Genomic DNA, 25,557 nt, shown 5'->3' on the forward strand with positions numbered 1-25,557 from the left:
CACGATGGGGGCTCCTCTCAGGCGTGACGGTGGGTTCGGCGGACGGTTCGGATGAGGTCAGTGCTTGGAGCTCGTGTCGCCGTTGCCGGCTGCGGTGACGGTGACGGTGGTCGAGCCGGACTTCGGCGACTGCAACTGCCCGCAGAAGTACGAGAACGCCACGTCGAACGTGCCCGGAGTGCTCGGCGCGGTCACCACGCTGCTGGTCGTCCCCGCCGGCACCACCGAGGAGGGCGGCGTCGCGCCGTTCGACGCGGTCAGTTCGTACCCGCTCAGCGTCTGCCCTGCCGGGCAGTTCTGCGCGGGCCACGTGACGTTGACCGTCTTGCCGGCCTCGACCGTGGCCGGGTCGACGGTCGGGTTGCCGCTGGGTGCCGCCGGCTCTTCGGGCGCCTCGAGGAAGGTGAGGACGATGGTGGTGCCGGGCTGCACCGGGCCGCTCGGGTTCACGTCGGTGACGGTGTTCGTCTGCCCGGGGTCGGTCGCCCGACCGCCGGACTGACGGCTCGTCGGGAGCCCCAGCGCCTCGATGGCGGCCGCGGCGTCGTCGACGTTCATGCCGAGGTACGCGTTGCGGTCGATCTGGATCGTCGACGGAGTGGTCGGCACCGGGGTCGTCGCCGGGGGCGTGGTCGGTGTCGTCGGCGGAGCGGAGGTCTTCGTGGTCTCGGTCTCGGGACCGCCGCCGCCGGAGTTCACCGCGAGCGCGATGATCGTCCCGATCAGCACGATCGCGAGGATCACGATCAGCACGATGAGCGGCCAGGTCCACGGGCTGCGCTTCTTCGGCGCGGCCTCGTCGACGGGCGGCTCACCCGCGGCGGCCGCCGACGGCAGCACCGTGGTGGCCGAGGTGGCGCCGCCCTGCTGCGGCATGAGCATCGTGGCGGCCGTCGCGGCCCCCATCGTGCCGAGCACGGCGGGAACCGCCGCTGCGGCGCCCTGCACGTCGCCCCGGCGCAGCGCCGACGCGGCACGCGAGAGGTGCGCGGCCGACTGCGGACGGTCGGCGGGGTTCTTCGCGATGCACGCGTAGACCAGGTTGCGCACCGGTTCGGAGACCGTCACCGGCAGGTCGGGCGGCGTCTCGTTGATCTGCGCCATGGCGATGGCGACCTGCGACTCGCCCGTGAACGGCCGGCGGCCGGCGAGGCACTCGTAGGCCACGATGCCGAGCGAGTAGATGTCGGTCGTCGGCGAGGCAGGGTGCCCCGACGCCTGCTCGGGCGAGAGGTACTGCACCGTGCCCATGACCTGCCCGGTCGCGGTCAGCGGCACCTGGTCGGCGATGCGGGCGATGCCGAAGTCGGTGATCTTCACGCGCCCGTCGGGCGTGATGAGCAGGTTGCCGGGCTTGATGTCGCGGTGCACGAGGCCGGCCGCGTGCGCGGCCTGCAGTGCGGCCGCGGTCTGCGCCACGATGTCGAGCACCTTGTCGGTCGACAGCACGTGCTCGCGCTCGAGGATCGTCGACAGCGCCTCGCCGGGCACGAGCTCCATCACGAGGTAGGCGCTGCCGTCCTCTTCGCCGTAGTCGAAGACGTTCGCGATGCCCTCGTGATTGACGAGTGCGGCGTGGCGGGCCTCGGCGCGGAAGCGCTCGAGGAAGCCCGGGTCGCCCAGGTACTCGTCCTTCAGGATCTTGATCGCGACCTGCCGGCCGATGACGAGATCGGTGGCCTGCCACACCTCGCCCATGCCGCCGATGGCTATGCGCGATTGCAGTTCGTAGCGCCCACCGAAGGTGAGCCCTGCGCTCGGTCTCATTTGTTCAGCACCGCCTCTAGTACCTGTTTCGCCACCGGTGCGGCAATCAGATTGCCGTACCCCTCCTGCCCAAGGCCCCCACCGTCTTCCACGAGGACCGTGATCGCATACTGAGGGTCGTCGGCGGGGGCAAAACCGGTGAACCAGAGGGTGTAGGGATCATCCTCGCCGTTCTCCGCTGTACCCGTCTTACCGGCCACGCTGACGCCGTCTATTCTTGCATTACTCGCGGCACCGTTCTGGACGCCGTTGACCATCATCTGCACCATCGTCGCGGCCGTCTGTTCGCTGATCGCGCGGCCGAACTGCTCGGACTCGAATCGCTCGAGCGGGGTGAAGTCGGGCGCCGTGATCGCGTCCACCAGGTTGGGGTTCATCACGATGCCGCCGTTCGCGATCGCGGCGGACACCATCGCCATCTGCAGGGGGGTCGCGCGCACGTCGCCCTGCCCGAAGGCGGTCAGGGCGGTCTGCGCGTCGTCGAGTGCCCGCGGATACGTGCTGGCCTCGGTCTCGGTGGGGATCTCGAAGGCGGTGCCGAAGCCGAACTTCTCCGCCTGGGCGCGGATCGCGTTGTCGCCCAGCTCGACGCCCAGCTCGGCGAACGGGATGTTGCAGCTCAGCCGCAGGGCGTCGGCGAGGGTCACGGTCGCGCCCCCGCCGCAGGTGCCGCCGCCCGAGTTGCGCACCACCGAGCTCGAGCCGGGCAGGGTGTACGTGCCCGGGTTCGGGAACGTCGACTCGGGCGTGTAGCGGCCCGACTCCAGGGCGGCGGCGGTGACCACGAGCTTGAACACCGAACCGGGCGGGTTCATGTCGCCGCCGGTCGCGCGGTTGTAGAGCGGGTCGGAGGGATCGGCGACGAGGGCCTCGAAGGTCTGCTCGACCAGGTCGCCGTCGTGCACCGCGAGCGTGTTCGGGTCGAAGGTGGGCTTGGTCACCATCGCGAGGATGCGGCCGGTCTTCGGCTCGGTCACGATGACCGCGCCCGTGTAGTCGCCGAGCGCGTCCCACGCGGCCTGCTGCGCGACGGGGTCGATCGCGACCTCGACGGATGCTCCCATCGGATCCTGCCCGGACACCAGCCGGTTGAGCTGGTCGAAGAACTGGCTCGAGCTCTGCCCGCTGAGGTACTGGTTGAGCGAGCGCTCGAGACCGGTCGCTTCGCCGTTCACCGGGATGAATCCCGTCACCGGCGCGTACAGCGGCCCGTTCGCGTACACCCGCTGGAACTTCCAGAAGTCGCCCGACGCCTCGGAGAAGGCGACCGGTTCGCCCGCGACCAGGATCGGACCGCGTTCGACCGAGAAGCTGTCGTACAGGGTGCGGGAGTTGCGTGAATCCTGCGCGAGCGCGTCGGCCTGCACGTACTGGACGATCGTCGCGGCGACGAACAGCGTGAGGAACATGAGCAGCGAGAGGATCGTCACCCGCTTGAGTTCGCGGTTCATCCGTCGATCACCAGCCTCGGATGGTTGCGGATCGTGTCGCTCAGCCGCAGCAGCAGGGCGACGATGATCCAGTTCGCGACGAGCGACGACCCACCGGCGGCCAGGAACGGCGTCGTCAGACCGGTCAGCGGGATGACCCGCATCACGCCGCCCACGACGATGAACACCTGCAGCGCGATCACGAACGACAGGCCGACGCCGAGCAGCTTGCCGAAGTCGTCCTGGCCGGCGAAGCCGATGCGGAACCCGCGTGCGATGAACAGCACGTAGAGCGCGAGGATCGCGAAGACGCCGGCGAGGCCGAGCTCCTCGCCGAGCGAGGCGATGATGTAGTCGCTCTGCGGCACTGGGGTCAGGTCGGGGCGCCCCTGGCCCCAGCCGGTGCCGATGAGGCCGCCGTGCGCGAGGCCGAACAGCCCCTGCACGAGCTGGTAGCTGCCGCCCACCTCGGCGTCGAAGCGCTCGGGGTTGAACGGGTCGAGCCAGTTCGCGAACCGGTTGCCGACGTAGTCGAGGGTCTGGCTGGCGATGAGCGCGCCCGCCACGAACAGCGTGAGCCCGAGCACCACCCAGCTCAGCCGGCTGGTGGCGACGTAGAGCATCACGAGGAACAGCCCGAAGTACAGCAGCGCCGTGCCCAGGTCGCGCTGGAAGACGATGACCGCCATCGACAGCGCCCACACGATGAGCAGCGGGCCGAGGTCGCGCGCCCGCGGGAACCGCATGCCGAGGAACTTCGTGCCGACCATCGACAGCGAGTCGCGGTTGCGCACGAGGTATCCGGCGAAGAACACGGCCAGGGCGATCTTCGCGATCTCACCGGGCTGGAACGAGGCGAAGTCGCCGAAGCCGATCCAGACGCGGGCGCCGCTCGCCTCCTTGCCGATCCCCGGCACGAGCGGCAGCAGCAGCAGGATGATCGCGAGCAGGCCGGCCAGATAGGTGTACCGGAACAGCACCCGGTGGTTGCGCAGCACGAGGATCGTCACGATCGCGCAGACGATCGCGATGGCGCTCCACGCGATCTGACGCACCGACGCGCTCTCCCAGCCCTCGGAGTGCTCGGCGATGTCGATGCGGTAGATCATCGCGATGCCGAGGCCGTTCAGCACGGTCGCGATCGGCAGCAGGAACGGGTCGGCGTCGCGGGCGACGAATCGCATCGCGATGTGCAGGCCGACGACGAGCACCGACAGGCCGAGCCCGAGCAGCACGAGCTGGGTGTCGATGCGGCCGAGGGCGCCGAGCTGCACCAGCACGATCGCGGCCGCGTTGATCGCGCAGGCCACGATCAGCAGGCCGAGCTCGAGGTTCCGCAGTCGCTGGGGCAGCCGGATGCGACGGACCCCGGTGGGCGGGGTCGCGGACGAGACCGCCGGCGTGCCGCCGGGCGGGGTCTGGATGCGCCGGGGGTCACTCAAGGGATTCCTCCAGCCGGTCGACGATCAGCAGCGCCTCCGCGAGCGAACCGGCGCTGATCGTCTGCTGCACCCGCTGCTGGTCGTAGATGCGCAGCTCGGACACGTCGATGTCCGTCTCGTGGTGCAGCTCGTGCAGGGAGATCGGCCCGAGGTTCTGCTGCACGCCCTGGAACACTGCGACCCGGCCGTTCGACTCGCCGACGTAGAACCGGGTCTGGGTCCACTGGTACGACAGCGCCACGGCGGCGACGATGAGGGCCACGAGCAGCACGATCCAGAAGCTCCAGACGAACCGGCGCCGCCGCCGGCGCCGGATGTCCTCTTCGATGATCTCGTCGAAGTAGTCCTCGGAGTCGGGCTCGAAGTGCGTCTCCTGCACCGGATGCGGGCGGAAGGGCGTCAGACGGATGCCACGGGGCCGTGCCGGCTCGACCGGCTGGCCGAAGGCCAGCGGTGCGGCCGCGGAGCCGACGATCTGCGGCGGGGTCTCGGGGGCGGGCGGCTCGCCGATGTCGACGACGACCACGGTCACGTTGTCGGGTGCCCCGCCGTCGAGGGAGGCCTTCACCAGCCGGTCGGCGACCTGTTTCGCGCCGGCGTCGGCGTCCATGATCTCTTGGATCTCGTCGAAGGGCACGACGCCCGACAAACCGTCGGAGCACATCATCCAGCGGTCGCCCGGGCGCGTGTCGAGCACCATCGTGTCGACCTCGGGCCGGGTCTCGACGTCGCCGAGCACGCGCATCAGCACCGAACGACGCGGGTGCACCATCGCCTCTTCGGCCGTGATGCGCCCCGCATCGACGAGCCGCTGCACGAACGTGTGGTCGGTGGTGATCTGGCTGAGCTCGCCGGAGCGCAGCAGGTAGATGCGCGAGTCGCCGATGTGCGCGATGACGACCCGGTCGTCCTGCAGCAGCATCGAGCTGACCGTCGTGCCCATGCCGGTGAGCTCGGAGTGATCGGCGACGGTCTCGGTGATGTTGCGGTTCGCCGCGAGCAGGGCGCCCTCGAGCGCCGCCGAGGCCTCGAGGCTGTTCGGATAGTCGGTGTCGGCCTCGGCGATGCGGTGGGTCGCGATCGCGCTGGCCACATCGCCGCCCGCGTGGCCGCCCATGCCGTCGGCGACGAAGAAGAGCCGATGGCCGGCGTAGCCGGAGTCCTGGTTGTTCTGACGGATCCGGCCGACGTGCGAGACCGCCGCGCTCGCCTTGACGTTCGCCATCCGCTACCGCCGGAGCTCGAACGTCGTCGCTCCGACCTTGACCGTGGCCCCGATCGGCACCGGCACCGGCACGGTCACGCGGGAACCGTCGAGGAAGGTGCCGTTGGTGGAGTCGAGGTCCTGGATCATCCACTGCCCGTTCCACAGCATGAGGCGGGCGTGATGGGTCGACGTGTAGTCGTCGCGGATGATGATCGCTGAATCGCTCGACCGCCCGATCGTGATCTCGTCGCGTCCGAGCGGGAACTCGGCACCCTGCTTGGTGCCGCTGGTGATGACGAGTCGGCTGGGTGCGTCGCCGCCGGGCGACGCGGATGCCACGACCGGCGTTCCTCGCGCCGGACTCACCGGCGAGCTCGGGAACGGCGACGGGGCGGGGGCCGGTGCCGGTGCCGGTGCGGGAGCCGCCGCAGCCGCCGCGGCCGGGGCGGCACTCGGGAGCTTGCGCACCCGCTGACCGAACAGGTCGCTGCGCAGCGCGTACACGATCGCGAAGATGAACGCCCAGAGCAGCAGCAGGAACCCGAGCTGCAGGACGACGAGGGTGAGCTGGCTGGGATCGGTCATTGCGCCGGCCCCCAGAACCCGCCGAGGTCGTCGCGCTGCACCGCCGGCTGCGGGGAAGTCCCCGCCTGCGCCTCGGCGAGCACCCGGAACACGATGCGGCTGCGGCCGATCGTGATCACCGCGTCGGGCTCGAGGACCGCGTCGGCGGTCTTCACGCCGTTCACCTGCGTGCCGTTCGTCGACCCGAGGTCGCGCACGCGGGCGCGGGCGCCGTCCCACTGCACCTCGGCGTGCCGACGGCTCGCCCCGGTGTCGTCCAGCGTGACATCCGCCTCGGAACCGCGCCCGATGACGGTGCGACCCTTCAGGATCGGGTACCGCTTGCCGTTCACGTCGAGCACCGGGGTCCACGCAACGCGGCCCTTCACATTCGACGAGTCGATCTGCACCATGCCGACGGTGAGGCTCTCGTCGGGCCGCAGGTCGATCGAGATGCCGCCCGCGAACTGGAACCGCTGGCTCGCCGCATGCTTCTGCACCAGGTCGACCAGCTCGTCGACGAGCGCAGGCCCCAGTCGCGACATCCGCTCGTGGTCTTCAGGCGCCATCCGCACCGTGAACCGATTGGGGACGAGCACCCGATCGCGCGACACGACGGCCGCCTTGGTATCGAGCTCTCGCTTCAGCGCCGCCGTGATCTCGACGGGCTGCAGCCCCGAGCGGAAGGTCTTCGCGAACGCGCCGTTGACAGCGCGCTCGAGACCCTTCTCGAAGTTGTCCAGTAGGCCCACAGGTCTCCCGATCGGTATCCGTGACTTCGCGACATGCTAGCGCGCACGGCTGGAAACGATGCGGATCAGTCGATCGCGAGCGGCGGTTCCTGATCGTCGATGCCCAGCGAGATGGTCGGGATCGACGCCGTCAGCAGCGAACCGTCGGCGCGGCGGCCGCCCGTGACATCCCGCATCGTCGGCGCCCCGATGATGCGCGGACCCTGGCCGTCCAGCGGCACCGTCACCGGAGCATCCGACGTCACCCGCACCGCCTGACCGCGCACCGAGACGGATGCCTCGTCGCCGTCCTCGACCGTGAGGGTGAGCTGATCGGCGACCAGGTCGACGCGCACCCGCGTGCCACGCAGCGTCACACGGAACGTCAACCGCTCCCAGCCGTCGGGCAGCCGCGGATCGAACGTGAACTTCCCGCCGTGGTCGCGGAACCCGCCGAACCCCGACACGAGGCAGCCCCAGACACCGCCCGTCGACGCGACGTGCACGCCGTCGGCCGCATTGTGGTGCAGGTCGGCCAGGTCGACGTAGAGCGCCGCCCGGAAGTACCGCAGCGCGAGCTCGTGGTACCCCACCTCGGCCGCGATGATCGACTGCACGACCGCCGACAGGGTGGAGTCGCCCGTGGTCAGCGGGTCGTAGTACTCGAAGTCGGCGAGCTTCTGATCGGTCGAGAAGCGGTGGCCCTGCAGGTACAGCGCCAGCACCACATCGGCCTGCTTCAGCACCTGGAACCGGTAGATCACCAGCGGGTGGTAGTGCAGCAGCAGCGGGCGACGGTTCTCGGGCGTGTGCTCGAGATCCCACAGCTCCTTCTCGAGGAACGCGCTGTCCTGCGGGTGCACCCCGAGACGCTCGTCGAACGGGATGTGCATGTGCGCGGCCGCGCGCCGCCAACCGGCCACCTCCGCCGGGGTCACGCCCAGGCGTTCGATCAGCCGGCGATGCTCGATCGGGTGGTTCACCTGCAGGTGGTCGACCGCGGCCGCCGCCTGCTCGAGATTCGCCCGCGCCATCACGTTCGTGTACAGGTTGTCGTTGACGACGGTGGTGTACTCATCGGGCCCGGTCACGCCGTGGATGTGGAACACGTCGTCCGCGTTCGAGCGCCAGAACCCCAGGTCCTCCCACATTCTCGCGGTCTCGACGAGGATGTCGATCGCGCCCCGCGCGAGGAACTCCTCGTCGCCCGTGGCCTGCACGTACTGCACCAGCGCATACGAGATGTCGGCGTCGATGTGGTACTGGGCGGTGCCGGCCGCGTAGTACGCGCTCGACTCCAGGCCGTTGATCGTGCGCCACGGGAACAGCGCGCCGACCTGGTTCAGCTCGAGCGCGCGGGCGCGGGCCGCATCGAGCATGCGCTGGCGGAACCGCAGCGCGTTGCGCGCCACGGTCGGGGCCGTGTACGTGAGGAACGGCAGCACGTAGATCTCGGAATCCCAGAAGTAGTGCCCGCTGTACCCCGACCCCGACACGCCCTTCGCGGCGATGCCGGCGCCGTCGGTGCGCGCGGTCGCCTGGGCGAGCTGGAACAGATTCCACCGGATGGCCTGCTGGATGCTCGGCTGACCGGGCACCTCGACATCGGAGCGGGCCCAGAAATCGTCGAGCCAGGCCCGCTGCTCGGCCACGATCTCGTCGACGCCGAGCTGCATCGCACGGTCCAGCGTGCGGTTGCAGCGATCGGCGAGCTCGCGCGCCGGCACCTTGCGGGCGGTGTGGTAGCTGACCGCCTTCGTCACCCGGATCGGGTTGCCGCGTCGCGCCTGCACCCGGTACACGTACTTCGCGAGGTCGTCGCCGATCGTGCCCGACTCGGAGTAGTCGTCGTCGGTGGAGATCGACAGCTCCGCGGCGACCGCGAGGGTCATGCCCGAGTTCGTGGTCTGGTAGCCGAGCAGATGGCGGCTGCCCTCGTGCTGCTGCACCCGGGGCTGCAGCACCCGTTCGGTGAAGGCCTCGGCCTTGCGCGGATCGAAGGCGCCCGGGAGTTCGGTGACACCCGACCGGTACTCGTCGCGCCCGTCCTGGCGGTTCAGGATGTGGCTCGTGATCGTGACCGCCGCGTCGGCGTCGAGCAGCTCGACCTCGTAGTCCATCAGGGCGAGGTGGCGGTCGGTGAAGCTCGTCAGCCGTCGGCTGGTGATGCGCACGTGCTTGCCCGCCGGCGTGCGCCAGACCAGCGAACGCCGCAGGAGGCCCGCGCGGAAATCGAGCCGTCGCTCGTACTCGAGCAGCTCCGCCTCGGTGATGACGAGCGGCTCGTCGTCGACGTAGAGCCGGATGATCTTCGCATCGGGCGCGTTCACGATGGTCTGGCCGACGCGCGCGAACCCGAACGCCTCCTCGGCATGGCGGATCGCCCACGTCTCGTGGAACCCGTTCACGAACGTGCCGTGCGCGAACCCGTCCCGACCCTCGTCGATGTTGCCGCGCAGGCCCAGGTAGCCGTTGCCGACGGCGAACAGCGTCTCGGTGCGACCCTGGTCGTCCTGGCCGAACTCGGTCTCGACGAGCGACCACTCGTCGATCGGGAACCGGGTGCGGTTCAGCGGGTCGATGTCGGCGAACCTCATGCGGTGCTTCCTCGGGTGGGGGTGGTGTCGGGGGTGTTCAGCAGGGGGATGAGTTCGTCGAGCTCGTCGACGACCAGGTCGGCGCCGAGCCGTTCGAGCGTGTCGCGGCCCACCCCGCGATCGACGCCGACCACGTGCGCGAACCCGCCCGCCGCGCCGGCCTTCACCCCCGATTCCGCGTCCTCGACGACGGCGCACTCGCCCGGCCGGAGGCCGAGCAGCTCGGCAGCGCGCAGGAACGTGTCGGGGGAGGGCTTGCCGGGCAGGCCCTCGCGCGCCGCGACCGCACCGTCGACGACGATCTCGAACCGGTCGGCCAACCCTGCCGCCTCGAGCACGGCCGGCGCGTTCTTCGAGCTCGACACGACCGCCACGAGGCATCCGCGCCGCTGCACCGCGTCGAGGAACGCGACGCTCGCCGGATACGCCGCGACGCCCTCCTCGGCGAGCGTCTCGTTGAAGGCCGCGTTCTTGCGGTTGCCGAGTCCGCGCACGGTCTCGTCGCCCGGCGCCTGGTTCGGCGCATCGGTCACCTCGCCCTCGGGCAGACGGATGCCGCGGCTCTCGAGCAGCGAACGAACCCCGTCGTAGCGGGGCTTGCCGTCGATGTAGGCGAAGTAGTCGGCGTCGGTGTAGGGCGCCGCGCCGTGCGTATCGAGGTACGGGGCGAACAGCCGCGCCCACGCGTGCATGTGCACCGTCGCGGTCGGCGTGAGCACGCCGTCGAGATCGAACAACCAGCCGCGGACCGCGGCGATCGTGGCGGAAGTGCTCGGGGTGTCGGGCACGAGCGATCCTTTCGTCGCGGTTGAGGGTGGGTTCGTGTGTCTCGCGTCGGCCACGGTGCTCGCTCGCGGATGTCGCCCGTGCGATCGACGGGCCCGCTCCTCCGATGCTAGGGCCCACGGCTGGATGCTGCGAGGGTGAGTGCTGGGTGCGGGCTGTGTCGGCACGGCGCCGGCGCCCGTGTGCGCGGCGTCGTAGGTTCGTCGTGTGCGCAGCGTAGGAGTTGCGCGCCGCCACGCCGGGCGGAAACGTGCGGCGGCGGCGTGTCGCTGCAGCACTCCTACGCTCGGCGCGGATGCTCCACCCGTTCGCGTCGCGGGGCCCCGAATGGCGATCGGGTCGACGAGATGTTAGGCTCATCCGGCTGGTTCGCACTCCACTGTGGATCAGCATGCGCAAGTGGCGGAATAGGCAGACGCGCACGGTTCAGGTCCGTGTGCCCGTGAGGGCGTGGGGGTTCAACTCCCCCCTTGCGCACCAGAGAAAACAGTCGGGTGAACGCCCGTCGTGATTCGGGAACGAGTCGCGGCGGGCGTTTCGCGTCCGAGCCGGGTGCTCGTCGGGGCCGAGGTCACTGCGGGGTGTCCGTCGCCGTCGCCCGGCCGGGGCGGTGGCGTGCGACGACGGCGATCGTGAGCCCGCCGGCGAGGACCCAGATGAGCGCGAGTGCGTCGATCGTGCCGGTGCCGGCCGGAGTCCCGGCGTCGAGGGCGGCTCGGGCCGCCTCGGCCTCCGCCACGGCGTCATCGATCTGAGCCTGGAAGTACAGCGCCTGGAGCGGTTCGGAGAGGGTCGCCGGCGGCGGATCCGTGGGGAGGTCGGGGGAGATCCACTCGCTGTCGGACCCGCCGTCGGCCGGCCCGCCCGCGAGCGCGGTGAGGTCTGCGTCGTCGACGAACGGGAACACGAGCGCGACGAGGCCGAATCCGAGGGCCACCACGGCCGCACGCAGCGCCCAGGCCCGCCGGACGACGATGTTCCGCACGTACGCCACGACCGCGTTGATGCGCTGCGAGACCTTCGACGACGTCGTGCCGCGCGTGGGGAAGGCGGTCTTGGCCTCGTGGCTGACATCCTCGCCGAGATACGCGGAATAGAACGCCGTGAAGACGACCGCGGCACCGAAGAACAGCGGGGCGATCACGCCCCGGAGCGGCAAGCCGGAATCCGCTTCGGTGAAGACGAGTCCGACGATGCCGGTGTAGATCGTCACCAGCGCGGCCGAGGTCGCCTGCACGATCGTCACGGCGTTCTTCGCCCGGTCGAGCGCGCCCACCGCGACCGCGGTGATGGATTCCTCGAACTTCCCGGCACGCTCCCAGTCGAACTTGCGGAGTTCCGCTCGGATGTCCGCTTCCTCGCGCTCGGGCGACGGCGGTTGCCCGGTGTCAGGCATCGTCGGGTGGGGGCGGTTTGACGAGTTGGGTGTTGTCGATGTTGAAGGCCTCGATCCGGTGCCGGAATCCGCGCACGCCGCCCCCGCGTGGGCTGTTCATCTGCGCCGGCGGCACGTCGATGCCGCCGGGGTCGATCTCGGCCGACTCGAGCCGCCAGGCGCCGCCCTCCCGAACGGCGATGAAGTCGACCGGCTCGCCGCTGGTCATGTGGCCGGAACTCGTCCGGGTATCGGCGTCGTCGTCGGGAGTGATGTGCAGCCACCCGCCGTCGAGGCGGACGCGGTCTGCTCGGCGGACGAGGCGCCCCTCCACCTCGCAGAACTCGCGGTCCTCAGGCATCGCGTCGACCCCCCGTCGCAACTGAGGAAAGCTTGCATTCAGGAGAGGTTCCGCGTCAACGGATCACAGCCCGACCACCCCAGAACTGGGGCGGGCACAGGGGTTTCACGGCTCGCCCGACGGCGTGAGCGACGGCAGACGCGCGGGCGAGACATCCAGCGCCCAGGTGTTGAACGCGAGCTCGCCGCCGCGCCACGGCATGGTTCCCCCGCCGACGTGCTCGACCCGCCACCAGCCGATGCTGCCCGCGGGCACGCCGTCGGCGTCGACGCGGAACATGTGCGCCTCGCCCGTCTCGTCGAGCCGCAGGTAGCGCTCGTTGCGTTCGCGCAGCTGCTCGGATGCCTCGGGGCCGCCGATGAACCGGGTCATCCCGGGCGTGTTGGCCCGCACCAGCAGGGGAAGGTCGTCGGCACTCCAGCGGACGAGTTCGACGTGCACGGGCGCCCTCCTCGTCATCGGCTGCGGTTCGCTGGCGACGCTAGTCGGAGCCTCCGACAGCCGACGCGTCGCCCGAGGCATCCGCTCGGCTCTGCAGCTCCTCGTCGCGGTTCGACCGCGCCGGCGTGGCGATCGTGATGACCTCGTCGGCGCGGTCGGACTCCATCGCCTCGTCGGCCGCCCGTTGCTGCTCGGGCGTGAAGCGCAGCCGCTGCGCCTTCGACGGGCGGATCGCCGGCACGTCGCCGACGATCGGCACCGGCTTGCGGTAGTGGAACCCGTAGCGCGCCCAGAGCCCCACCATCGTCGTGAGCCGGTTGCGGGCGCCGAGCAGGCTCTGGATGTGCACGAACAGCCACACCCACCACGCCGGGTACGCGGTCAGCGCGATCGTGCGGCGGAAACCCGGCACCTTCTGCAGGAACCGGATCGCGTGCAGACCCGGCAGGTTCGCGATGCCGGGCAACTCGCCGACCGCCGAGCGGCGGCCGATGATCGCGAGCTGGCCCTTGTCGTAGTACTCGAAGGGCTCGGTCGGCCGCCCGTCGAGCAGGTGCCGGATCTGACGGCCCACGTGCCGACCGCCCTGGATGGCGGGCTGGGCGAGCTGCGGCAGATCCTGCGGCGCGATCGCGATGTCGCCCGCCGCGAACACGCCCGGCAGGCCCTCGACCTGCAGGTCGGCGCCCACCTTGATGCGGTCGTACTCGTCCAGCGGAAGGCTCCAGTACCGCACCTCTTCATGCGGTGCGACCCCGGTCGCCCAGATGGTCATATCCGAGGGGATGCTGCGCCCGTCGGTGAGCGTGACCGAATCGGCGTGCACCTCCGAGACGCCGGCGCCGAAGCAGAGCTCGACATTGCGGTGGGTGAGCTGCTTCGCCGCGTACGTGCGCAACGACGGGACGAACGGCTTCAGCAACTCGGGGCTGCGCTGCACGATCGTGATGCGGAACGCGTCGCCGTCGAGCTCGGGATACGCCGGGCGGAGTCCCTGATCGCGCAGCTCAGCCAGGGCGCCGGCCATCTCGACGCCGGTCGGCCCACCGCCGACGACCACGACGCGCAACCCGTCGGTGCGGTCGGGGGTCTGGGTCGCCTTCTCGAGGCGGGTGAACAGGGTGTCGCGGATGCGGATCGCCTGCGACCGCGAGTACACCGCGAACGCGTGCTCCTTCGCGCCGGGGGTGCCGAAATAGGTCGTCGTGACCCCGTTCGCCAGCACCAGGAAGTCGTAGTCGAGGGTCTGACCGTCGAGCAGACGAACCGTCTTCGCGTCGGGGTCGATCTCCATGAGGTGCTCGTGCACGACCTCGAGATTGCGCTGGCGCATCCGCAGGCTCCGCAGGAAGTGCGTCACGTCGCCCGGATTCAGGCCGCCGGTGGCGACCTGGTACAGCAGCGGCTGGAAGGTGTTGTACACCCGGCGGTCGATGAGCGTCACGCGCACCGGGGCATCGGCCAGGGCCTGCGCGGCGTTGACGCCGGCGAAGCCGCCGCCGACGATCACGACGCGCGGGAGGTTCGAGGAACTGGAGGGCGGGGCATCCGTCACGTACATCAACGGTACTCCCGCGGGCTGCGGCATCCGTCGCATCCCTGCGGACGTGCCCGACCCGCCTCCTCGGACGTCGTCCGTTCAGCGGGCGTCGCCCGGCAGGTCGGATAGGCTGCGCCCAGCCCGTGACGGATGCGGCGGACGGCGCCCTGCATGCTGGCCCGCCGCGGCCGCCGGTGGTAGGAATGGCCCGTGGGGGACACGGGGATCGACTCCGGTACCGGCGCGGCTGCGGCGACGGCGAAGCGATTCGCGCTCGGCGCACTGATCGCGACGTGCGTCTCGGCGCTCGTCGTGAACGCCAACACCTCGGCGGTGGCGATTCTGATCCCGGCGATCTCGGCCGACACGGGCACCTCGACCGACACGCTGCAGTGGGCGGTGACCGGATACAACCTGGTCGGCGCTGCCGTCATCGTGACGTCGGGCGCACTCGGCGACGTGTTCGGGCGGCGCAAGATCTTCCTCGGCGGCCTGCTGCTGTTCATCGCCTCGTGCGTGCTCATCGCGCTCTCGCAGGAGGGCCTCGGGGTCATCCTCGGCCGGTGCATCCAGGGTGCGGCGGGCGCGACGATCCTCGCGTGCGGCATGAGCCTGCTGTCGGCGGCGAACACCGGCAAGGCGCAGTTGCGCGCGGTCACGCTCTGGGGCGCGGCATCCGCGGTCGGAGCGGCCGCCGGTCCGCTCGTCGGCGGGCTGCTCGCCTCGACGCTCGGGTGGCAGGGCCTGTTCTGGATCGACGCCGCGATCGCCGCGGCGTGCATTCCGGTGGCGCTGATCGCCGTCGCCGAGTCGAACGACCCGACCCGGCCGAAGTCGATCGACTGGTGGGGCACCGTGCTCATCGCCGCGATCCTCGCGCCGCTCATCTTCGCGCTCACCAACGGCAGCGCATGGGGCTGGGCCTCGCTGCCGACCCTCGGATGCTTCGCCATCACGATCGGCGCGGCCATCGGGTTCGTGCTCGTCGAGCAGCGGGTGAAGGCGCCGCTGCTCGACCTCGCGCTGCTGCGCAACAAGATCCTCGTCGGCGCGACGCTGTCGATCCTGCTCGGGTCGGGCACCGTCAACGCGATCATGTTCGTCGTCAGCCTGTACTTCCAGGACCCTGCGGCGCTCGGCATGGACGCCTTCCAGGCGGGCCTCGCGACGCTGCCGGTCGCGGCGGCCGCGGTGGTGCTCTCGCCGCTCATCACGCCGATCGTGTCGCGCATCGGCGCCCGCACCACGATCGCGCTCGGCTTCATCATCATGACGCTCGCGTTCGTCGCGCTCGCGTTCGTGCAGGCGTCGTGGTCGTACGCGCTGTTCGTGCTGCCCCTCATCGCCGTCGCGGTCGGCATGAGCCTGCAGAACGGCCCGTGCTCGTCGATCTCGACGTCGTGCGTCGAGCCGCGCGAGGTCGGCGCAGCATCGGGCATCTCGAACATGGCGCGGTACGTCGGCTCGGCCGTGATGACCGCGATCGTCGCGTCGGTGTACGGATCGGTCACGGCGAACCGCCTCGCCGGAGGAGCCGACCAGGGCGATGCGCTCGCCGCGGCATTCTCGTGGTCGTCGATCGCGATGGGCATCTGGTGCGTGCTCGGCATCGCGCTCGCGCTCCTCGTCGCGCGCCACGTGACGCCGCGCAAGCCCGGGGAATTCGAGTACGCGGCGGCCGCGGCATCCACTTCGCATACGCTCACGCCGCCCGAGGACGTGCGCGGCAGCGCGCCGGCCGGTGGCGCGCCGGCCGGCGCTGCGCCGGCGTGATCGAACCGGGGCCGGCGGCGGGTGGGACCAGCCGTGCTCTGCTTGGCGCGTACCCCAAGGGGGAAGGGGCCGCCTGAAACCCGGTGCTCCCGCTCTTACCTCACGACTGGGCCGTGCCCGCGGTTCAGGAACTTCGACCGGATGCCTCGTTCGCGTGTGACGGCGTCGACGAGCGTGCGGGGCGGCGCGGCTTGCAGCGGGGCATCCGAACGCCCATAATTACTTCCTGAACGGTCGGTCACTAATTCAGTGCACCGCACCACGACGACGGAGTCAGGAGAACGGATGCCCGAGGCCTATCTCGTGGGCGGCGTGCGCACGCCGGTCGGCCGCTACGGGGGAGCCCTGGCATCCGTGCGGCCCGACGACCTCGCCGCGCTCGTCGTCGGCGAAGCGGTCGCACGCGCCGGACTCGGCGCCGACGTGCTCGAAGCCGGCGCGATCGACGAGGTCATCCTCGGCGCCGCGAACCAGGCCGGCGAGGACAACCGCAACGTCGCCCGCATGTCCGTGCTGCTCGCCGGGCTGCCCGACACCGTGCCCGGCATCACCGTGAACCGCCTCTGCGCGTCGGGCATGTCGGCCATCATCATGGCGTCGCAGGCGATCCGCGCAGGCGACGCCGACCTCATCGTCGCCGGCGGCGTCGAATCGATGACCCGCGCGCCGTGGGTGCAGCAGAAGCCCGAGAAGCCGTGGGCGAAGCCCGGCGAAGCGTTCGACACCTCGATCGGCTGGCGGTTCACCAACCCGCGGCTCGCGGCGCGCGACAAGGCCACGTTCTCGATGCCCGAGACCGCTGAAGAGGTCGCCCGCATCGACGGCATCACCCGCGACGACGCCGACGCGTTCGCGCAGCGCTCGCAGCAGCGAGCCGTCGCCGCGATCGACGCCGGGCGGTTCGCGCCCGAGATCGTCGGCGTGCCGACCGCCCGCGGCGGCGAGGTGCTCGTCGACGAAGGGCCGCGCCGTGACACGTCGGCCGAAGCGCTCGCCGCGCTGCGGCCCGTCGTCGCCGGCGGATCGGTCGTCACCGCCGGCAACTCGTCGTCGCTGAACGACGGCGCCTCGGCGATCGTCGTCGCCAGCGCCGCCGCCGTCGAGCGATACGGACTCACCCCGCGCGCCCGCATCGTGGTCGGAGCCGCCGCCGCGCTCGAACCGTCGATCATGGGGCTCGGGCCCGTGCCCGCCACGCGCAAGGCGCTGGAGCGCTCGGGCCTCTCGCTCGACCAGATCGGCGCCGTCGAGCTCAACGAAGCGTTCGCGACCCAGTCGATCGCGTCGATGCGCCGCCTCGGCCTCGACGAGTCGATCGTGAATGCAGACGGCGGAGCGATCGCCCTGGGGCATCCGCTCGGATCCAGCGGATCGCGCCTGGTCGTGACGCTGCTCGGCCGCATGGAGCGCGAAGGCGCGCGCTACGGGCTCGCGACCATGTGCGTCGGCGTCGGGCAGGGCACGGCGCTCATCGTCGAGGGGGTGGGCGCGTGACGGATGCTTCGGAGCTCCCTGAGCTTGTCGAAGGGGGTGGGCTCGCTTCGACGGGCTCAGCGAGCTTGACGGAGCTCCCTGAGCTTGTCGAAGGGGGTGGTGTGGGAGCGGGGCTCGCTTCGACAAGCTCAGCGAGCTTGGTGGGGCTCCCTGAGCTTGTCGAAGGGGGTGCGCTCGCTTCGACGGGCTCAGCGAGCTTGGCGGGCTCGGCGAGCGGGGCGGAGCTCCCTGAGCTTGTCGAAGGGGGTGGGCTCGCTTCGACAGGCTCAGCGAGCTTGGCGGGCTCGGCGAGCGGGGCGGAGCTCCCTGAGCTTGTCGAAGGGGGTGGGCTCGCTTCGACGGGCTCAGCGAGCTTGGCGGGCTCAGCGAGCTTGGCGGGCTCAGCGAGCTTGGCGGGCTCAGCGGGCTCGACGGGGGCGCGGAGTGCCGCGCCGCTGCTCGTCGAGCGGCACGCCGACCGGGTCGTCGCGACCCTGAACCGCCCCGAGGTGCGCAACGCGATCGACCAGGCCACGATCGACGCGCTGCATGCGCTCTGCGCGGAGCTCGAGGCCGAGCCGCGCATCCTCATCCTCACCGGCGCGGGCGGCGTCTTCGCATCGGGCGCCGACATCGCGCAACTGCGCGAACGGCGCGCCGCCGACGCGCTCGCCGGCATCAACGCCAACTGCTTCGTGCGGATCCACGAGCTGCCGATGCCGGTCATCGCCGCGATCGACGGGTACGCGCTCGGCGGGGGAGCCGAGTTGGCCTACGCCGCCGACCTGCGCATCGGCACGCCCGCGCTCAAGATGGGCAACCCCGAGACCGGCCTCGGCATCATCGCCGCGGCCGGGGCGAGCTGGCGGTTGCGCGAGATCGTCGGCGAGGCGCGGGCGGCCGAGCTGCTGCTCACGGGCCGCCTCGTCGGAGCCGATGAAGCGCTCGCGATCGGCCTCGTCACGGCGGTGCACGAGGCATCCGGTCTGATGGATGCCGCCCATGCGCTCGCCGACCGCATCGCCGCGAACGATCGCGCGGCGACCATCGCGATGAAGCGGGCGCTCGCCGCGCCGCGAGCCGCCCACCCGCAGGTCGACCTCGAGTTGCAGGCCGAGCTCTTCGAGAGCCCCGAGAAGGAGCGGCGGATGACCGCGTTCCTGGAGAAGAGGTCGCGGCGATGAGTGCGCACCCCGAGGATTCGAGTTCTCGGCCGGCGGGTGGTGCTCCGACTCGGTCGGGCGCGGCGCCGGCGGTGGTCGGCGTGCTCGGCGGCGGACGCATGGGGGCGGGCATCGCGCACGCGTTCCTGCTCGCCGGCAGCCGGGTCACCGTCGTCGAGCGCGACCCCGGCGCGGCCGCCGCGGCCGGCGACCGGGTGCGCGCCTCGCTCATGCAGTCGGTCGAGCGGGGCACCGCGGGCGACCGGTCGTTCGCCGAGTTGAGCGCGGCGCTGGCCACCGACACGGATGCCGCGGCCTTCGCCGACGCAGGCCTTGTCGTCGAGGCGGTGCCCGAAGATCTCGGTGTCAAGCTCGATGCGCTGCGCCGCGTCGAGGCGGTGCTCGGTGCGGACGCCGCGCTCGCGTCGAACACGTCGTCGATCTCGATCGACGCGCTCGCCGCGGCGCTCGAACGGCCGACACGATTCCTCGGCCTGCACTTCTTCAACCCGGTGCCGGCGTCGAAGCTCGTCGAGATCGTGGTCGGCGGCGCGACGGAGCCCGCGCTCGCCGAGGCCGCGCGCGACTGGGTCGCCGCGATCGGGAAGACCGCCGTCTCCGTAACCGACTCACCGGGTTTCGCAAGTTCGCGGCTGGGGCTCGCGATCGGGCTCGAGGCGATCCGCATGCTCGAGGAGGGCGTCGCGACGGCGGCCGACATCGACGCGGCGATGACGCTCGGGTACAAGCATCCGGTCGGGCCCCTGGAACTGACCGACCTCGTCGGCCTCGACGTGCGCCTCGGCATCGCCGAGTACCTGCACGCCGAACTCGGCGACCGGTTCGCGCCGCCCGCGCTGCTGCGGCGGATGGTCGCCGAGGGCAAGCTCGGCCGGAAGAGCGGCGAGGGCTTCTACGTGTGGGGCGAATCGTGAGCACGGGCCCGCGCTGCTCGCCGCGTTGCCGGCTGCGCCACCTGCGCGCGCTCTGCGCCAGTCGGACTGGCGCGGAGGCTGCCGAAGTGGCGCGCCGCGTGCGGGCGGGGTCGTCCGTCGTGCGTGCGCGTGGCCGCCGGCTCGCGCAGCGGGCGCACGAGAAGAAGAACTGCGAGGACTGAGATGACCGAGATGCTGCCCAGCTACGTTCAGGGCGAGTGGTGGACGCCCGGCGCCGACGCGTCGACGGATGCCACGCAGCAGCCGCCGACCGCGGTGCGAGACGCGTCGACCGGGGAGATCGTGACCCACGTGTCGACCGCCGGCCTCGACCTGGCCGGCGCGCTGGAGTACGCCCGCACGGTCGGGCAGGCCTCGCTCCGCGAGCTGACGTTCCACCAGCGGGCCGTGCTGCTCAAGCAGTTCGCTCTCGCGCTGACCGAGCGCAAGGCCGAGCTCTACGAACTGTCGGCGCGTACCGGCGCGACGAAGCAGGACTCGTGGGTCGACATCGACGGCGGCATCGGGGTGTTCTTCTCGTACTCGTCGAAGGGCCGGCGCGAACTGCCCAACACGAAGGTCTACGTCGACGGGCCGATCGAGCAGCTCTCGAAGGACGGCTCATTCCTCGGGCGGCATATCTATACCAGCCTTCCGGGTGTGGCGGTGCAGATCAACGCGTTCAACTTCCCCGTGTGGGGGTCGCTCGAGAAGTTCGCGCCGGCGTTCATCGCGGGCGTGCCGTCGGTGGTGAAGCCCGCGACACCGACCGGGTACCTCGCCGAAGCGTTCGTGCGGATCCTCGTGGAGTCGGGCCTCCTGCCCGATGGATCGCTGCAGCTCGTGTCGGGCAGCGTGCCCGACCTGTTCGACCACCTGCGCCTCGGCGACCTGGTCGCGTTCACCGGCAGCGCGTCGACCGCCGAACGTCTGCGCTCGCACGAGTCGGTGCAGACCGGCGGGGTGCGGTTCACGAGCGAGACCGACTCGATCAACGCCTCGGTGCTCGGCCCCGACGCGGTCGCGGGCACGCCCGAGTTCGACGCCTACGTGCGCCAGCTCGTCGTCGAGATGACGACGAAGGCCGGGCAGAAGTGCACCGCGATCCGCCGCGCGGTCGTGCCCTCGGGCTCGATCGACGACGTGGTCGAAGCGGTGCGCGAGCGCATCGCATCCCGCACGGTCGTGGGCGACCCGCGAGACGAGGCGACCACGATGGGTCCGCTCGCGAGCGTCGAGCAGCGCGACGAAGTACTGCGCCAGGTCGGCCGGCTCGTCGACGCCGGCGGCCGCGTTGTGATCGGCTCGACGGATGCCCCAGGCGGCATGAACCCCGACGGCGCGTTCGTGGCGCCGGTGCTGCTGCGGTTCGACGACGCATCGACCGAGGCGGTGAACGAGGTCGAGGCGTTCGGCCCGGTCTCGAGCGTGATCGGGTACGAGTCGCTCGCGGATGCCGCAGCCATCGTCGCCCGCGGCGGCGGGTCGCTCGTCACCAGCATCGCGACCCATGACCCGGCGGTCGCCGCCGAGCTCACGACCCGCATCGCCGCGTACAACGGCCGGGTGCTGCTGCTCGACCGCGACGACGCGCGGTCGTCGACCGGGCACGGGTCGCCGCTGCCGCAGCTCGTGCACGGCGGCCCGGGTCGAGCCGGCGGGGGCGAGGAGCTCGGCGGCATCCGCGCCGTGCTGCACCACATGCAGCGTACGGCGGTGCAGGGCTCGCCCGAGATGCTCACGGCGTTGACGGGGATCTGGCACCCCGGGGCATCCGCTCGGCCCTATGCGACGACCGGCGACGCGCACCCGTTCCGGAAGAGCCTCGCCGAGCTCGCGATCGGCGACCAGGTCGTGTCGGGTTCGCGCACCGTGACGCTCGAGGACATCGAGACGTTCGCCGCGTTCACCGGCGACACGTTCTACGCCCACATGGACGAGGAGGCCGCAGCGGCGAACCCGTTCTTCCCCGGTCGGGTCGCGCACGGATACCTGCTCGTGTCGTGGGCGGCGGGCCTGTTCGTCGACCCGGCGCCCGGGCCGGTGCTCGCGAACTCGGGGCTCGAGAACCTGCGGTTCATGACCCCGGTGTCGCCCGGCGACGAGATCCGCGTCGAACTCACCGCGAAGCAGATCACCCCGCGCGAGACCGACGAGTACGGCGAGGTGCGGTGGGACGCGGTGCTGCGCAACCAGCGCGACGAAGTCGTGGCGCAGTACGACGTGCTGACGCTCGTGGCGAAGGAGCGGGTGCCGGCGGCGGTGTGACGCGCCGGCCGGTCAGCTCGGTTCGGTCGCTCGCAGGAACGTCTCACGCCGGCGCGCGGGTGGTGAAGCCGAGCTCATCGGCGACCTGGACGAGCCTCAGGTCGTAGCTCCAGATCTCGTCGGCGTCGAGTAGCGTCGCGGTCGCAAGGTGAATGGAGTCGAGCGAGCGCAGCGCCGGTGGGCCGATGCGGCGTGCGACGGACACCACTTCGGAGGCCTGGGGGGCCTCATCGATGCCGCTCAGCGCGACTTCGGTCAGCCGAGCGATCACGACCGGGTCGGCGTCGTCGAGACGGCTGCGGAGTGCGCGGGACACCTCGACCCAGGCGAGACTCGCGGAAACGAGTTGCGACCCTCGTGCCTGCTCGGCGCCCAGCGCGAGGACGAACGCTTCGGACCCGGGTTCTCGGATCGCTCGCTTGATCAGCGCGCTGCTGTCGAGGTAGACGAGCACGTCAGAAACGGTCTTCGCGGTCGAGGAGGTCGAGGCTCGTCAAACTCGGCGGGAGGACCAGCGGATGGTCGGTCGTCGTGAAGGGCTGCCTGGCAGGTCTGATGGCCGCACGGTAGGTGGCGACGGGAGACGCTCCGCCCACCTCGAGATAGCGGATCAGTGCGCGTCGGAGGATCTCTTGCTGGCTGACACCGCTCTCGGTCGACTTGTCACGCAACGCGCGCGCGAGCTCGGGCTCGAGTCGAAGATTGACGGCCATGGCGGCATGGTATCAGGTGGTACCACTCACCCGCGCAGCGCCAGCGCGAACGGCAGCACGTCGGTCGCACCGGCGGCGCGGAGTTCGCGGGCGGCGACGGTGAGCGTCCAGCGGCTGTCGGCCAGGTCGTCGACGAGCAGGACAGGGCCGGATGGCACGTCGAGCGCGGTGGCGTCGAACCGGTTCCAGACGCCGGCGAGCCGGTAGGCGCTGTTGCCGCCGGGTTGGCCGGTCGGGCCGCCGTCGCGCAGGGCGAGCGCGCCGAGGTACGGGAGCCGGCCGATCTCGGCGAGCCCGCGGGCGAGGGTGTCGACGAGCTGCGGGTGCGACCTCGACGGCATCGCGACGACCGCGACGGGTCGTTCGGCCCACCCCCGGTCGGCGAGCACGCGCACGCACGCGTCGAGCAGCCGGGGCGGTACCGGGGCGTCGGGCGTGCCGGCGGCGAACACCTCGCGCAGCGCGCCGCCCCAGCCGAGGTCGGTGAGCCGGGCGAGCGCCCGGCCCTCGGCGGCCTGCTCGCCCGGAGCGATGCGGCCCTTCACCGGCACGCCGAGGCGGTCGGCGCCCGTCGGCCACATCTTGCGCGGTTCGATCGGCACGCCGACCCGGTCGAGGGCCGACGCGGCGGCCTGTTCGGCGTCGCCCGCGATGGCCGTCGGAAACCACGTGCCGGCGCAGATGTCGCAGCGCCCGCACGGCGCCGCGGTCTCGTCGTCGAGGGAGCGCTGCAGGAACTCCATGCGGCACATCTCGGCGGTCTCGTAGTCGAGCATGTGCTGCTGCTCGGCGAGGCGTTCGGCGGCGATGCGCCGGTAGCGCTCGGCGTCGTAGACCCACGGCTCGCCGGTGGCGACCCAGCCGCCCTGCACCCGGCGCACGGCGCCGTCGACGTCGAGCACCTTCAGCAGCAGTTCGAGCGGCGTGCGGCGCAGGTCGACCATGGCCTCGAGGGCGGCCGTCGAGGTGGGCTGATCGGTGAGTGCGGCGAGCACGCGGCCGGCGCGGTCTTCGTCGGGCATCGACGCCGTGGCGAAGTAGTGCCAGATGTCGCGGTCTTCGACGCCCGGCAGCAGCAGCACGTCGGCGCTGTCGGTCGCCCGGCCGGCGCGACCCACCTGCTGGTAGTACGCGACCGGCGACGACGGCGCGCCCAGGTGCAGCACGAACCCGAGATCGGGTTTGTCGAACCCCATGCCGAGCGCGCTCGTGGCCACGAGCGCCTTGACCTCGTTGCGCTTCAGCATGCCCTCGGACTCGGCACGCTCGTCGGAGTCGGTCTGCCCGGTGTAGGCGCGCACGTCGTGACCCCGCTCGCGCAGCACCCGCGCGGTGTCGATCGCCGCCGCGACGGTGAGCGTGTAGATGATGCCCGAGCCGGGCAGGTCGTCGAGGTGGCTGATCAGCCATGCGAGCCGGCTCGGCGAGTTCGGCAGCCGCAGCACCCCCAGTCGCAGGGAGGCGCGGGCGAGCGGGCCGCGGATGGTGAGGACCCCGGAACCCTCGGATGCTCCGCCCCCCGCGGCGACGCCGAGCTGCTCTTCGACATCGGCGACGACCCGGCTGTTCGCGGTCGCGGTCGTCGCGAGCACCGGGACGCCGGCAGGCAACTCCGCGATGAGGTCGCGCAGCCGCCGGTAGTCGGGTCGGAAGTCGTGCCCCCAGTCGCTGATGCAGTGCGCCTCGTCGACCACGAGCAGGCCGATGCGGCGCACCAGCGCCGGAAGCTGCTGCTCGCGGAACGACGGATTGTTGAGCCGCTCGGGCGAGACGAGCAGTACATCGACCTCGTCGGCGTCGAGCCGGGCGAGCACGTCGGCCCACTCGTGCGGGTTGGTGGAGTTGATCGAGACGGCTCGGACCCCGGCGCGCTCGGCGGCGGCGACCTGGTCGCGCATGAGCGCGAGCAGGGGTGACACGAGCACCGTCGGCCCGGCGCCCGCCTGGCGCAGCAGCAGGGTGGCGACGAAGTACACCGCCGACTTGCCCCAGCCGGTGCGCTGCACGACGAGGGCCCGGCGGTGCTCGTCGACCAGCGCCGAGATCGCCTCGAACTGCCCGTCGTGGAACTCGGCGTCGTCGCGACCGACGAGCGCGCGGAGCGCGGCGAGGGCGGCCGAGCGGGTGTCGGTCGTGGCGTCGGTCATCGCTCCACCCTCGCACGTGCGTGCGACATCGTCGGTGTTCGGCCGGTGGGGAAGGAGAGGGTGCGAGGACAGGTCAGCCGAGCAGGTGCTCGACCCGGTTCGACGTCGGCATGCGCAGGCCGTCGAGCGCGATCGCGATGACGTCGTCGGCGAGCCGGTCGGCGTCTTCGCGCCCGCCCGGGCGGTACCACTCCACGATCGAGTTGATCATGCCGAACGCGAGCCGCGACACGACGCTCGCGTCGATGTCGGTGCGCAGCGCCCGCTCGCCCTGCGCCTCGTGCACGAGCTCGGTCACCCGCCGGTCGAACGCGCGGCGGCGCCCGAGGGCACGCCGCTCGACGTCGGTGTTGCCGCGCACCCGCAGCAGCAGCGTCACGTAGGGCAGCTTGTCGACGAGCACCCGGGTCGCCCCGCGCAGCACCCGCTCGAGCCGGTCGATCGCGCGGCCGCCCGAGGCATCCGCTTCATCGATGACGCCCTCGAGCGCGTCGAGCGCTTCGCCGAGCGCGCGATCGAGCATCTGCTCCTTCGAGGCGAAGTGGTGGTAGATCGCCGACTTCGAGATGCCGAGCCGGTCGGCCAAGACGCTGATCGAGGTCGCGTCGTAGCCGTGTTCGTTGAACGCGGCGACGGCGACCGCGAGCACGCCGGCCTGATCGTACCCGGGGCGGCCGCGGCGGGGTTCGGCGGGCGAGGACATGGGATCAGTCTTCCATGCGACCGACCGTTCGGTCAGCAGTGCGCCAGGGGTCGCGAGGACGTGAGGCGACCGGCGGCGGGATGACGCGCAACGCGCCGCGGCCGGAGCCGAACCCTTCCACTGTCTGCCGACGCACCATAG

At 71.2% G+C, this 25,557-nt stretch carries 22 protein-coding genes and 1 tRNA gene; 6 read left to right on the forward strand and 17 right to left on the reverse strand.

Annotation, left to right across the window (positions count from 1 at the left end):
• Positions 1 to 57 precede the first annotated feature (57 nt).
• From MTO99_RS14780 to MTO99_RS14815, 8 genes are all read right to left on the reverse strand, one after another.
• A complete protein-coding gene (locus MTO99_RS14780; protein ID WP_243554405.1) occupies positions 58 to 1,767 on the reverse strand; it encodes a protein kinase domain-containing protein in 1,710 nt (569 codons plus the stop codon).
• Positions 1,764 to 3,218 (reverse strand): peptidoglycan D,D-transpeptidase FtsI family protein, encoded by a 1,455-nt coding sequence (locus MTO99_RS14785; protein WP_243554407.1) that lies wholly within the window; start codon positions 3,216 to 3,218, stop codon positions 1,764 to 1,766. Before MTO99_RS14785 ends, MTO99_RS14780 begins: the two co-directional genes overlap by 4 nt.
• Positions 3,215 to 4,639, reverse strand: a complete 1,425-nt coding sequence (locus MTO99_RS14790) for an FtsW/RodA/SpoVE family cell cycle protein (RefSeq protein ID WP_435520765.1) — start codon at positions 4,637 to 4,639, stop codon at positions 3,215 to 3,217. Before MTO99_RS14790 ends, MTO99_RS14785 begins: the two co-directional genes overlap by 4 nt.
• Positions 4,632 to 5,864 carry a Stp1/IreP family PP2C-type Ser/Thr phosphatase gene (locus tag MTO99_RS14795; RefSeq protein ID WP_243554409.1) on the reverse strand — a complete coding sequence of 411 codons (1,233 nt, stop codon included), beginning with the start codon at positions 5,862 to 5,864 and terminating at the stop codon, positions 4,632 to 4,634. Before MTO99_RS14795 ends, MTO99_RS14790 begins: the two co-directional genes overlap by 8 nt.
• Before the next feature lie 3 nt (positions 5,865 to 5,867).
• Positions 5,868 to 6,431, reverse strand: coding sequence for an FHA domain-containing protein FhaB/FipA (locus tag MTO99_RS14800; protein ID WP_243554411.1), 564 nt, complete (start codon positions 6,429 to 6,431; stop codon positions 5,868 to 5,870).
• Positions 6,428 to 7,162, reverse strand: a complete 735-nt coding sequence (locus MTO99_RS14805) for an FHA domain-containing protein (RefSeq protein WP_243554413.1) — start codon at positions 7,160 to 7,162, stop codon at positions 6,428 to 6,430. The genes MTO99_RS14800 and MTO99_RS14805 overlap by 4 nt, the downstream gene beginning before the upstream one ends.
• A 65-nt stretch (positions 7,163 to 7,227) precedes the next feature.
• On the reverse strand, positions 7,228 to 9,738 hold the full coding sequence (locus MTO99_RS14810; RefSeq protein ID WP_243554415.1) for a glycoside hydrolase family 65 protein: 2,511 nt from the start codon (positions 9,736 to 9,738) through the stop codon (positions 7,228 to 7,230).
• On the reverse strand, positions 9,735 to 10,526 hold the full coding sequence (locus tag MTO99_RS14815) for an HAD family hydrolase (protein ID WP_290428389.1): 792 nt from the start codon (positions 10,524 to 10,526) through the stop codon (positions 9,735 to 9,737). Before MTO99_RS14815 ends, MTO99_RS14810 begins: the two co-directional genes overlap by 4 nt.
• 391 nt (positions 10,527 to 10,917) lie before the next feature.
• Between MTO99_RS14815 and MTO99_RS14820 the strand changes: the two genes are divergently transcribed.
• Positions 10,918 to 11,004: transfer RNA gene (locus MTO99_RS14820), tRNA-Leu, on the forward strand.
• A gap of 91 nt (positions 11,005 to 11,095) precedes the next feature.
• Here MTO99_RS14820 and MTO99_RS14825 read toward each other — a convergent pair.
• From MTO99_RS14825 to MTO99_RS14840, 4 genes are all read right to left on the reverse strand, one after another.
• Positions 11,096 to 11,920: a hypothetical protein gene (locus MTO99_RS14825; protein WP_243554417.1), complete on the reverse strand. Its 825-nt coding sequence runs from the start codon at positions 11,918 to 11,920 to the stop codon at positions 11,096 to 11,098.
• Positions 11,913 to 12,260, reverse strand: a complete 348-nt coding sequence (locus MTO99_RS14830; RefSeq protein ID WP_243554418.1) for a hypothetical protein — start codon at positions 12,258 to 12,260, stop codon at positions 11,913 to 11,915. Before MTO99_RS14830 ends, MTO99_RS14825 begins: the two co-directional genes overlap by 8 nt.
• Before the next feature lie 105 nt (positions 12,261 to 12,365).
• A complete protein-coding gene (locus MTO99_RS14835; RefSeq protein ID WP_243554420.1) occupies positions 12,366 to 12,701 on the reverse strand; it encodes a hypothetical protein in 336 nt (111 codons plus the stop codon).
• Positions 12,702 to 12,741: 40 nt separating this feature from the next.
• Positions 12,742 to 14,262 carry an NAD(P)/FAD-dependent oxidoreductase gene (locus tag MTO99_RS14840; protein ID WP_243559126.1) on the reverse strand — a complete coding sequence of 507 codons (1,521 nt, stop codon included), beginning with the start codon at positions 14,260 to 14,262 and terminating at the stop codon, positions 12,742 to 12,744.
• A gap of 189 nt (positions 14,263 to 14,451) precedes the next feature.
• Between MTO99_RS14840 and MTO99_RS14845 the strand changes: the two genes are divergently transcribed.
• The gene (locus MTO99_RS14845; protein ID WP_243554422.1) at positions 14,452 to 16,014 is read left to right on the forward strand and encodes an MFS transporter; all 1,563 of its coding nucleotides are present in this window, start codon (positions 14,452 to 14,454) and stop codon (positions 16,012 to 16,014) included.
• A gap of 285 nt (positions 16,015 to 16,299) precedes the next feature.
• On the forward strand, positions 16,300 to 17,508 hold the full coding sequence (locus MTO99_RS14850) for a thiolase family protein (RefSeq protein WP_243554424.1): 1,209 nt from the start codon (positions 16,300 to 16,302) through the stop codon (positions 17,506 to 17,508).
• Here MTO99_RS14850 and MTO99_RS14855 read toward each other — a convergent pair.
• Positions 17,483 to 18,022 carry a hypothetical protein gene (locus tag MTO99_RS14855; protein WP_243559202.1) on the reverse strand — a complete coding sequence of 180 codons (540 nt, stop codon included), beginning with the start codon at positions 18,020 to 18,022 and terminating at the stop codon, positions 17,483 to 17,485. The two genes, MTO99_RS14850 and MTO99_RS14855, sit on opposite strands and share 26 nt — an antisense overlap.
• Here MTO99_RS14855 and MTO99_RS14860 point away from each other — a divergent pair.
• From MTO99_RS14860 to paaZ, 3 genes are all read left to right on the forward strand, one after another.
• Positions 17,997 to 18,671, forward strand: a complete 675-nt coding sequence (locus MTO99_RS14860) for an enoyl-CoA hydratase/isomerase family protein (protein ID WP_435520766.1) — start codon at positions 17,997 to 17,999, stop codon at positions 18,669 to 18,671. The genes MTO99_RS14855 and MTO99_RS14860 overlap by 26 nt on opposite strands.
• Positions 18,668 to 19,585, forward strand: coding sequence for a 3-hydroxyacyl-CoA dehydrogenase family protein (locus tag MTO99_RS14865; protein WP_256461015.1), 918 nt, complete (start codon positions 18,668 to 18,670; stop codon positions 19,583 to 19,585). The genes MTO99_RS14860 and MTO99_RS14865 overlap by 4 nt, the downstream gene beginning before the upstream one ends.
• 183 nt (positions 19,586 to 19,768) lie before the next feature.
• A complete protein-coding gene (gene paaZ / locus MTO99_RS14870; protein ID WP_243554426.1) occupies positions 19,769 to 21,853 on the forward strand; it encodes a phenylacetic acid degradation bifunctional protein PaaZ in 2,085 nt (694 codons plus the stop codon).
• Between the two features lie 43 nt (positions 21,854 to 21,896).
• On the opposite strand, the gene MTO99_RS14875 is transcribed toward paaZ, so the two are convergent.
• The 4 genes from MTO99_RS14875 to MTO99_RS14890 form a co-directional block, all read right to left on the reverse strand.
• A complete protein-coding gene (locus MTO99_RS14875) occupies positions 21,897 to 22,307 on the reverse strand; it encodes a type II toxin-antitoxin system VapC family toxin (RefSeq protein ID WP_243554428.1) in 411 nt (136 codons plus the stop codon).
• A gap of 1 nt (position 22,308) precedes the next feature.
• Positions 22,309 to 22,566 carry a ribbon-helix-helix domain-containing protein gene (locus MTO99_RS14880; RefSeq protein ID WP_243554430.1) on the reverse strand — a complete coding sequence of 86 codons (258 nt, stop codon included), beginning with the start codon at positions 22,564 to 22,566 and terminating at the stop codon, positions 22,309 to 22,311.
• A 26-nt stretch (positions 22,567 to 22,592) separates the two neighbouring features.
• Complete coding sequence (locus MTO99_RS14885; protein ID WP_243554431.1) at positions 22,593 to 24,713, reverse strand: RecQ family ATP-dependent DNA helicase; 2,121 nt, start codon at positions 24,711 to 24,713, stop codon at positions 22,593 to 22,595.
• Positions 24,714 to 24,786: 73 nt separating this feature from the next.
• Positions 24,787 to 25,416 (reverse strand): TetR/AcrR family transcriptional regulator, encoded by a 630-nt coding sequence (locus MTO99_RS14890; protein WP_243554433.1) that lies wholly within the window; start codon positions 25,414 to 25,416, stop codon positions 24,787 to 24,789.
• Between the last annotated feature and the right edge of the window lie 141 nt (positions 25,417 to 25,557).

This window comes from Agromyces larvae (genome assembly GCF_022811705.1).
In the GTDB taxonomy this organism is placed as follows: Bacteria; Actinomycetota; Actinomycetes; order Actinomycetales; family Microbacteriaceae; genus Agromyces; species Agromyces larvae.